General features: G+C 70.4%; 3 protein-coding genes and 2 pseudogenes. All 5 read left to right on the top strand.

Features of this window, described 5'->3' with window-relative positions; genetic code table 11:
- Positions 1-1104: pseudogene (locus Q0C41_RS27305) on the top strand (hypothetical protein); the annotation flags it as partial.
- A gap of 105 nt (positions 1105-1209) precedes the next feature.
- Entirely contained in the window at positions 1210-3288 is a 2079-nt protein-coding gene (locus Q0C41_RS27300; protein WP_291989466.1) for an IPT/TIG domain-containing protein, read from the top strand.
- A gap of 483 nt (positions 3289-3771) precedes the next feature.
- Entirely contained in the window at positions 3772-6024 is a 2253-nt protein-coding gene (locus Q0C41_RS27295) for an IPT/TIG domain-containing protein (protein WP_291989464.1), read from the top strand.
- A gap of 250 nt (positions 6025-6274) precedes the next feature.
- On the top strand, positions 6275-8536 hold the full coding sequence (locus tag Q0C41_RS27290; RefSeq protein WP_291989462.1) for an IPT/TIG domain-containing protein: 2262 nt from the start codon (positions 6275-6277) through the stop codon (positions 8534-8536).
- Positions 8537-8683: 147 nt separating this feature from the next.
- Positions 8684-9089 (top strand): annotated as a pseudogene (locus tag Q0C41_RS27285) (hypothetical protein); the annotation flags it as partial.

Raw genomic sequence — 9089 nt, 5'->3', positions numbered from 1 at the left:
ATCACCGGCGCCCGCGTCGACGCCCTCGAGGCGGCGCAGGCAGGGGCCGTGCGACTCGACGTGCAGCCCGGGGACCCGCTCGGTCGCACCGGCACGCGCGCGCCGGTGGACGCCCGCCTCGACGCCGGTCAGTCGCGCGTGAGCCTCACGCTGCGCGGCCGCCCGTACCTCACGGACGAACCCGGCCTCGTCCTCGTCTTTCTCAGCACGCGCGGCGAGTTCCTCGGGTGGCGGGCCGGGCGCTCACCCGCGCATCTGGACGGCGCGCCGCTCGGCGCCGCACCCGATGCCCGCGTGGACGCCATCGCGGCGCTGCCGTGTCTCGACCTGCCCGGCGACGGCGCCACCGACATCACCCGGCTCGCCTCCACGGGAGCGCTGGGCGTGACCTGGCCCTCGGCCGGCCGCCTCGACCTCGCGTTGACGCGTCGGCCCGACCATGACAATCGAGACGTGCGTCTCGCCGACACGGCGGCAGACGTCCGCGGCGTCCAGCTCCGTCGGGCCAGCGCGCCGCCAGCCATCGTCACGCTCGAGGCCGCTCACGCCCTGTCGACCGGGATCGATCTGCGTGGGGCGGTGACGCAGGCCAGCGTCTCGGCGAGTGCGCCTGTCCGCCTCTGCGGAGCCTGGCCCATGCCGCGCGCGCTCGACCTCGCACGCCTGCCTCTGGCCCTCGGGATCGCGCCGCGCGACGACGCGCGACTCGGCGATGGCTGGCACGACGCCGAGGGACAGATCGAGGGTGGGTTCTTTCGATGGATGTCCGGGCCGCGCGCGGACCTGCTCCTGCCCCTGCGGACCCCCCTGTCGTTGTCCCTGAGCGTCGACGCCCAGGCCCCGGCCACACCAGCACCGACCGACGACGTCCGCCTGCTCGTGAACGGTCGGGACCTGGGCCCCAGGGCCCTCCTGCCGACCAGAGGCCTGTACACCTTCGTGATTCCCGCCGAGGCGCTGCGGGCCGGCATGAATACGCTGACCCTCGTCACCACCCGCGCCGTGCGCCCTGCCGACCAGTCCCCTGGCGCCGATGCCCGTCGTCTCGGGCTGCTGGTGCGCGGCTTCACGCTGGACGCGGCTCCCGCCAACGCACGGAAATAGCGGCCCCTCTATCAAATCCTCCGGACCGCCCCCTCCTTGTTCGTACCCGCGAGATGGCCCGCTGGTGGCCATGCGATCCGCGGGACGTCACGCGAGGTCGTATCCATGTCCCGTGCCCTGTCGTTCGCGATGCTGTGCCTCTGCGCCGGCGCCGCCCTCTTCACACCCGCCGTCGCCCACGGCGCCCCGTCGCTCACCACGTGGCTCTTCGCCGAGGGATCCACCAACGGTTCGTTCGGCTTCGAGCAGGAGATCCTGATCGGCAACCCGAATCCGACGGCGGTCACCGTCACCTTCGAACTCTTCACGCAGGACGGGCAGTCGCTCGCACCGGTCTCACGCACGATCGCGCCGCGCGCCCGCTTCACCGAGAGCATTCGCGCCATCGCCGGTGACCGGGCCGGCGTCGCCCTGCGTCTCACCTCCACCCTCCCCATCGTCGCCGAGCGGACGATGTACTGGGGCGGCGGCCTCTTCCGGCCCGAAGTGAAGGGCTATCGCGGTCGCGTCAGCGACATGCGTGGTGGCCACAGCGAGCATGGCACCGACGATGGCTCGCGCACGTGGTACTTCGCCGAGGGCGAGGGCAAGTTCTTCAACACCTTCATCTCGGTGGCCAATCCCGGCACGAGCCCGGCCAGCGTCACGGTCTCGTACCGCGACGACAGCGGCACGGAAGTGACGCAGGTCGAGGTCGTGCCGTCGCGGTCGCGACACACGTTCTGGCCGACGGCCGTCCTCAGCCCGCGCCTGCGTTCCGGGCGCGCCGGCTTCTCGACCGTGGTCACGTCGGACATGCCGGTGGTGGCCGAGCGCCAGATGTACTGGGGCAACGAAGCGCCGTCGGGCATCCGCGGCGGACATGCCGCCATGGGCGTCACGACGCCGTCGGCCCAGTGGCTGTTCGCCGAGGGCATCCAGGGCAGCCTCACGCCCGGCGCCGATCCGTCCTACGAGACGTTCGTCCTGCTCCTCAACCCGACCACCGCCCCCATCGACGTGACCGTCGAGTTCTTCGGCCAGGCCGGGCTCAAGCTGGCCGAGGTGACCCGCTCGGTCGGGGCTGGGGCTCGCGGCGGCGTCTGGGCCCGCGAGGTGCCCGCGCTGCTGAACCGTGCCTTCGCCATTCGTGCGTCGGCGGCAGTGCCCTTCGTGGCCGAGCGCGCGGTCTACTGGCGCGGCCTCTCGGAGGGGACGGCCACGGCGGGGGCCACCGAGCCGGCCCGCCAGTGGGGGTTCGCCGAAGGCCTGCAGGGCGGCTTCCTCAAGTACCAGGACGATGACGACGACGACAAGCGCCGGTTCAACACGTTCTTCCCGATTTACAACCCCGGCGCCACGCCGGCGACGGTGACGGTGCACTTCTACACCGAGGGGGGCAACACCGGGGTGACCAGGACCATCACCGTCCCGGGCCAGTCGCGCGAGACGGTGTGGACGCTGCTCTACGACGAACTCGCCAACGCGCGGTTCGCGACCTTCTTCTCCTCCGATCAGCCGGTGGTCGTCGAACGCGTCGTCTACTGGGGGCGAGGCAACAAGGCCGGCCACGCCTCGCTGGGCGTGCCGCTGCCCGACTCGCTCGTGCTCACGGGTGCGACCACACTGCGCGCCGCCCCGACGGCCACGGTGCGGGAGATCGAGCCCTCGAGCGGTCCCGTGAGCGGCGGCACCGTGGTCGAGATCGAAGGCAGCGGCTTCGGCAACACCGAACTCGGGACGCAGGTCCTGTTCGGCGCGCAGCCGGCACGGGTGTTCGAGGTGGAACACGACCGCGAGATCAAGGCCATCACCCCGCCGGGGGCGCCTGGTCGGGTCGATGTCACCGTCATCACGCGCGGTCGGACGATCGTCATCCCGAATGCCTTCACGTATGTCGCCGACGGCACGAACACGCCGGGCGGATCGTCCTCCGGCACGCCGTCCGCGCTGAAGGTCGAGATCGAGCCCCGCTGGGGACCGCGGGCCGGCGGTACCCGCGTCAAGATCGAGGTCGAGCACACCACGAGCGTCCTGATCGACGCCTCCAGCCAGGTCTTCTTCGGTGGCGTCCTGGCGCGCACCGACGAAGTCGAACCCAACGAGATCAAGGTGTTCGCGCCTGGCGGGGCGGTCGGCAAGGTCGAAGTCACGGTCGTGACGCGCGGCCAGGTCGTGGCACGCGGGATGTTCGAGTACTTCTGAGACACACGCCCTGAACCCTTCGCAGCCGCCCCCCGGGCGGTTGCTCGCCCCCGCCCGGACATGGCCCTCCCCGTGTCCGGGCGCGGGGTTCCTCTCTGGTCCCCACCCGACCAAACCTGCCGCTGAGTCGTCTTGACCCCGCAGTGCCGCGAGTGCAGGGCGGGCGCGCCGGGTAATCTCTTCCGCATGGATTCCCGACGCCGCCTGCCGGACGCCCGGCACCGGAGGGGTTTCCGCCGCGACCACGTCGATGTTTTCCGGCCTCGGCGGCCAGACGCGCTCCGGCCTGGCTCTTGCACCTGCGGGGTGAGCGACGTCCGCGACGCGCTCGGCAGGCGCCAGCGCCCGGACGGCCTCCACGACATTTCGACGCCGGTGAGCCTTCGCCTCGACGATGAGGGCTCGTATAGTAGAGCTGTATCCGCATCTGTCGGTGCCCCGGCCACCGAGTGGCTGATGCGACGCCCAACCATGAGGTCGTTCATGTACCAACTCGCGAAACGGGCGGTGCTGGCGCTGTGTGCCACCGTCGCCCTCTCCCTCCCCACGCCCGCCCACGCGCAGGATTTCACCACCTGGCTGTTCGCGGAAGGTTCCACGAGCGGTCTCCTCGGGTTCGAGAAGGAACTCCTGCTCGCCAACCCCAACACCAGTGCCGTCACCGTCACCATCGCCGCCTTCACGCAGGACGGCGAGGCCATCACGCCGTTCACGCTGACGGTGGCGGCCCTGAGTCGCGCCGGCGTCAACGTCCGCTCGATTCCGGGCGTCGGCGATCGCGCCGGCATCGCCCTGCGCGTGACGGCCACGGCGCCGATCATCGCCGAGCGCACCATGTACTGGGGCGGCGGGTTGTTCCGCGGCGGACGCCTCTGGACCAGCCCCGTCAACGACATGCGTGGCGGCCACAACGAGAAGGGGGTGCCGGCCGGCGCCTTCACCTGGTACTTCGCCGAGGGCGAAGGCAAGTTCTTCAACACCTTCATCTCGGTGGCCAACCCGAACGGCGTCGACACGCGCGTCCGCGCCCGCTACCTCGATGACCGCGGCAACGCCTTCACCCAGGAAGAGACCGTGCCGGCCAATGCCCGCCGGACCTTCTGGCCCACCGCCGTCCTCAGCCCGCGCTTCCAGGCCGGCCAGGCCGGCTTTGCCACCATCGTCGAATCCATCGACGATGCGGCCACGGGCCTGACGCGCCAGCCGATCGTCGCCGAGCGCCAGATGTACTGGGGCCCCGGCGCCCCCTTCGGCATCCGCGGCGGCCACGCTGCCATGGGCATCACCGCGCCGTCGGCCCAGTGGCTGTTCGCCGAGGGCGTCCAGGGCGGCACGCTCAACTTCGACACCTACGTCCTGCTGTTCAACCAGAACACCACCCCGGCCACCGTCTCGGTGAAGTTCTTCGGCGACAACGGCACCCTGCTGGCCGAGGTCGCGCGCACCATCCCGGCCCTGGCCCGCGACAACGTGCCCTCGTCGGTCGTGCCGGCCCTGGCCAACACCGCATTCGCCATCCAGGTGGATGCGTCGCAGCCGATCATCGCCGAGCGCGCCGTCTACTGGCGCGGGTTGCTCGAAGGCCATGCCACGGCGGGCGCCGCCACCGCGTCACTGAAGTGGGGGTTTGCCGAGGGGCTGCAGGGCGGCTTCCAGATGTACCAGGACGCCAACGCCACCGACAAGCGTCGCTTCAACACCTTCTTCCCGCTCTACAACCCGGGGACGACCGCCGCGACGGTCACCGTGTACTTCTACACGGAAGGCGAGAACACCGGCGTGACCAAGACGGTCACCGTGCCGGGGCGTTCGCGCGCGACGGTGTGGCCGCTGGTCTACCCGGAACTGGCCAACGAGAAGTTCGCGACGTTCTTCTCCTCGACCGTCCCGGTCGTGGCCGAGCGCGTCGTGTACTGGGGCAACGGCTTCACGGCCGGTCACGCCTCGCTCGGCACCCCGCTGCCCGACACGTTCCTGCTCACCGCGCCGAGCCTGCCGCCGGCCGCGCCGGGCGGCACGATCACCGTCACGCCCAACCGCGGTGTGCCGAGCGGCGGCACCGTCGTCGAGATCGACGGCACCGGCTTCGGCCACAACGACGATGGCAAGACGCGCGTGCTGTTCGGCGCCACGCCGGCCGCGTCGTTCGAAGTCGAGACCGACACGCTGATCCGCGCGGTGACGCCGCCGGGCACCACGGGCAAGGTCGACGTCACCGTCGAGACCAACGGCGTCGCGGTCACCGCGCCCCAGGCGTTCGAGTACTTCGACAAGAATGCCGCCGGCCCGGCCATCAGCTTCGGCGATCAGTACAGCCTCGTCGAGTCGGTGGCGCTGGCGCGGCCCAACGACCTGTTCAACTCGTGCACGGAGCACGCGGGTGGCAACAACAACTTCATGTTCGAAGTGGTCGCGGCGCTGCGCAACAAGTTCCAGAGCGATCGCTGGGGCCTCAACTGGAAGCGCGGCAATGTCGGCGACCTGTCGCAGGACATCGTGAACTACTACAACGGCCCCGTCGGCGGCAACAAGCGCAACAGCACCGCCGTGCGCATCTACGACATCATCGGTGGCCACTGCGGCAACCGGCCCGGCCCGTTCTGGGTCGATCAGACGGGCCCCACGGCCGCCGCCGGCGCCATCGGCCGCTGGACGGTGGATCCGATGTGCGGCATCGCGCGCTATCGCGACGCCAAGTTCACCAACGGCGAGTGGATGTTCCCCGAGTGCCGCTAGGCCTCGACTGACGCTCGAGCTCGACACGCCAACGGGGCGCTTCCCACTGCGGGGGGGCGCCCCGTTGGTCGTTCATGGGCTGGCCGCGACGCGTCTGAACCGTACGCTGGATCAGTTAGGCAGTACTGACGAGTCATCGCTGCGGTCGTGATTGCAGAGGCCCTCGCGGCTGCCTATAGTGCGAAGACCCCGTCACCTGATGACACCCGTCATCGTTCATCTGACGCGGGTCTCCCACGAGGCCTCCCCCATGTTCGCTTCCCGATATCTCGCGACGGCGTGTCTGTTGGCTGCGGCGCTGTGCAGCGTCGCCCCGGCAACCGCCGACGCCCAACCCGATCTCCGGCGGTGGTACTTCGCCGAGGGATCGACCAACTCGGTTCCCGGCTTCGCCTTCGAGGAAGAGATCCTCATCGGCAATCCCGGCGGCAGTCCCGCCTCCGTCACGCTCCGGTTCCTCCCTGCCGCGGGGGGCACGCCGGTCGTCGGCATGACCGTTGTGGCGCCGTTCAGTCGCCAGGGCATCAACGTCCGTCAGTTCATCCCGCGCGGCGATACGGCCCTCGAAGTGATCTCCGACGTCAACGTCGTCGTCGAGCGATCGATGTACTGGGGACGGGGCCTGTTCAACTTCGGTCCGGCCTACTACGGGCCGGGGCCCATCACGGACCTGCGGGCCGGTCACAACGTGATGGGGGTCAATGCCCCGCAGTCCCGCTGGATGTTCGCCGAGGGCGCCATCGGCGGTCCGCGCGGTTTCCAGACCTACGTGCTGATCAGCAACCCGTCGGCCACCGATGCGGCGACCGTCCACGTCAACTTCCTGACCAGCGAGGGCGGTCGGCTGATCGAGGGTGTCACGCTGCCGCCGGGGACGCGGCAGACGGTGTGGGCCAACGGCGTCTTCGCGCGCCAGATCGGCCTCGACCGTGCCGACTTCGCCATCGACGTCGAATCGGTCAACGGTGTGCCGATCGTGGCCGAGCGGGCGATGTACTGGGACCAGGGGCTCAACGGCGGGCACGCCGCCGCCGGCGTCCAGGGACATCCGGTGTGGTACTTCGCCGAGGGCGCGCAGGGAGGGCCCGCCGCCTTCGATACCTACGTCCTGCTCTACAACCCGAGCACGACCGACGCCATCGACGTGAGTGTGGAGTTCTTCGGCGCCGCGGGCGTGGCCAAACAGGTCACCGAGCGCATCCCGGCGCAGTCGCGGCGCAACGTCTACGCCGGCCTGTGGCCCGCCGAGCTCGCGGGCATGGACAAGACGTTTGCCATTCGTGCCAGCAGCACGGGCGGTCAGCCCTTCGTGGCCGAGCGCGCCGTCTACTGGCGCAACTTCCGTGAAGGCACGGCCTCGGCTGGCGTGACGGCGCCCGCGCGGAAGTGGGGCTTTGCCGATGGCCAGGAGGGCGGCTTCGCGCAGTTCCAGGACCCGGCCGATCCGAACTGGCGCCCGTTCAGCACCTACTATCTGGTGCTCAACCCGACGGCCGACCCGGTGTCGGTGCGGGCGGTGTTCTACGTCGAGCCCGGTGCCGGGGCCGGCCCTGGCGCGGGGGCCGAGACGACGATCCAGTTGCCGCCGTTCTCGCGGCGCACCGTGTCTCCGGCCGACCACCCGGCGCTGCACAACCGCAAGTTCGCGGCCTTCTTCGAGGCGAGCGGCCCCGTCATCCTGGAGCGCGCCCTGTACTGGGGCGAGGGGCTGCAGGCGGGCCACGCCAGTGCCGGGGCGGTGCTGCCCGATGCGATGCCGTTCCTCGCGCCGCCAACCGCGACCGACGCCCCGACCCTGACCGGCATCACGCCCAACCGCGGCGCCCCGAGCGGCGGCACCGTCGCCACCATCACCGGCACCGGCCTCGGCCTGCTGTCATGGAGCGGCGGCGAGACGACGCTGGCCTTCGGCATCACGCCGGTGCCGCGGCAGAACATCACCGTGCTCAACGCCAACACCATTCGCGTGGTGACGCCCCCGAGCGGCCGTGGCGTGTCGAGCGTCCTGGTCAACACGCGTGGCGTACCCCTCGAACTGGTGGGCGCCTTCGAGTTCGTCGATCCCAATCTGGCGGGACCGCCGGTGGCCTACGGTGACCTGCTGGGCGTGGTGGCCCAGGTCGCGGCGCAGCGGCCGGGCGACCTGCAGAACTCGTGCGCGACCAACACCTTCATGTTCGAAGTCGTGGCCGAACTGCGTCGGCGGTTCCAGACCAACCGCTGGGGCCTGAACTGGAAGCGCGGGGTGCTTGGTGACCCGTCGCAGGACATCGTCACCTACTACGCCGGCCCCGAAGGCACGCCGATGCGCAACAGCACCGACGTGCGGTTGTACGACATGATCGGCGGCCACTGCGGCGCGCGGCCGTCGCCGTTCTGGGTGGACCAGACCGGTCCCACGCGCGCCGCGGGCACCGTCGGCCGATGGACCACTGATCCGCTGTGCGCACAGCCAGCCTACCGTGACGCACGGGCCGCGAGCGGCGCCTGGCTGTTCCCCGAGTGCCGCTGACCGCAGCGGGCTGTAGTGTCGAGCTTCGCGAGGGAGGCGGCGGAACCTGATTGCGGACCATGCAAGTCGCACTTATAGTGCTTGAGGCTGGACGTCTGGCGGCGCAGCAACGCGCCGTCAGCCTGGCCTTTCCCACGAGGTCATTGCATGTTCCAAGCGGTTCGACTCGCGACGGTCGGCGTGTGCGCCGTCCTCGCGCTCCTGACGACAACGACTCCTGCCCGTGCGCAGGATTTCACCACCTGGCTGTTCGCGGAAGGTTCCACGAGCGGTCTCCTCGGGTTCGAGAAGGAACTCCTGCTCGCCAACCCCAACACCAGTGCCGTCACCGTCACCATCGCCGCCTTCACGCAGGACGGCGAGGCCATCACGCCGTTCACGCTGACGGTGGCGGCCCTGAGTCGCGCCGGCGTCAACGTCCGCTCGATTCCGGGCGTCGGCGATCGCGCCGGCATCGCCCTGCGCGTGACGGCCACGGCGCCGATCATCGCCGAGCGCACCATGTACTGGGGCGGCGGGTTGTTCCGCGGCGGACGCCTCTGGACCAGCCCCG

Source organism: Luteitalea sp., assembly GCF_022842525.1.
Lineage (GTDB): Bacteria > Acidobacteriota > Vicinamibacteria > Vicinamibacterales > Vicinamibacteraceae > Luteitalea.
The sequence above is the reverse complement of the archived record's forward strand: the minus strand, read 5'-3'. Positions and strand labels throughout refer to the sequence as shown.

Coding starts and splice junctions, on each gene's coding strand:
- Q0C41_RS27300 (WP_291989466.1), top strand. CDS start 1,210: ATGTCCCGTGCCCTGTCGTTCGCGATGCTGTGCCTCTGCGCCGGCGCC.
- Q0C41_RS27295 (WP_291989464.1), top strand. CDS start 3,772: ATGTACCAACTCGCGAAACGGGCGGTGCTGGCGCTGTGTGCCACCGTC.
- Q0C41_RS27290 (WP_291989462.1), top strand. CDS start 6,275: ATGTTCGCTTCCCGATATCTCGCGACGGCGTGTCTGTTGGCTGCGGCG.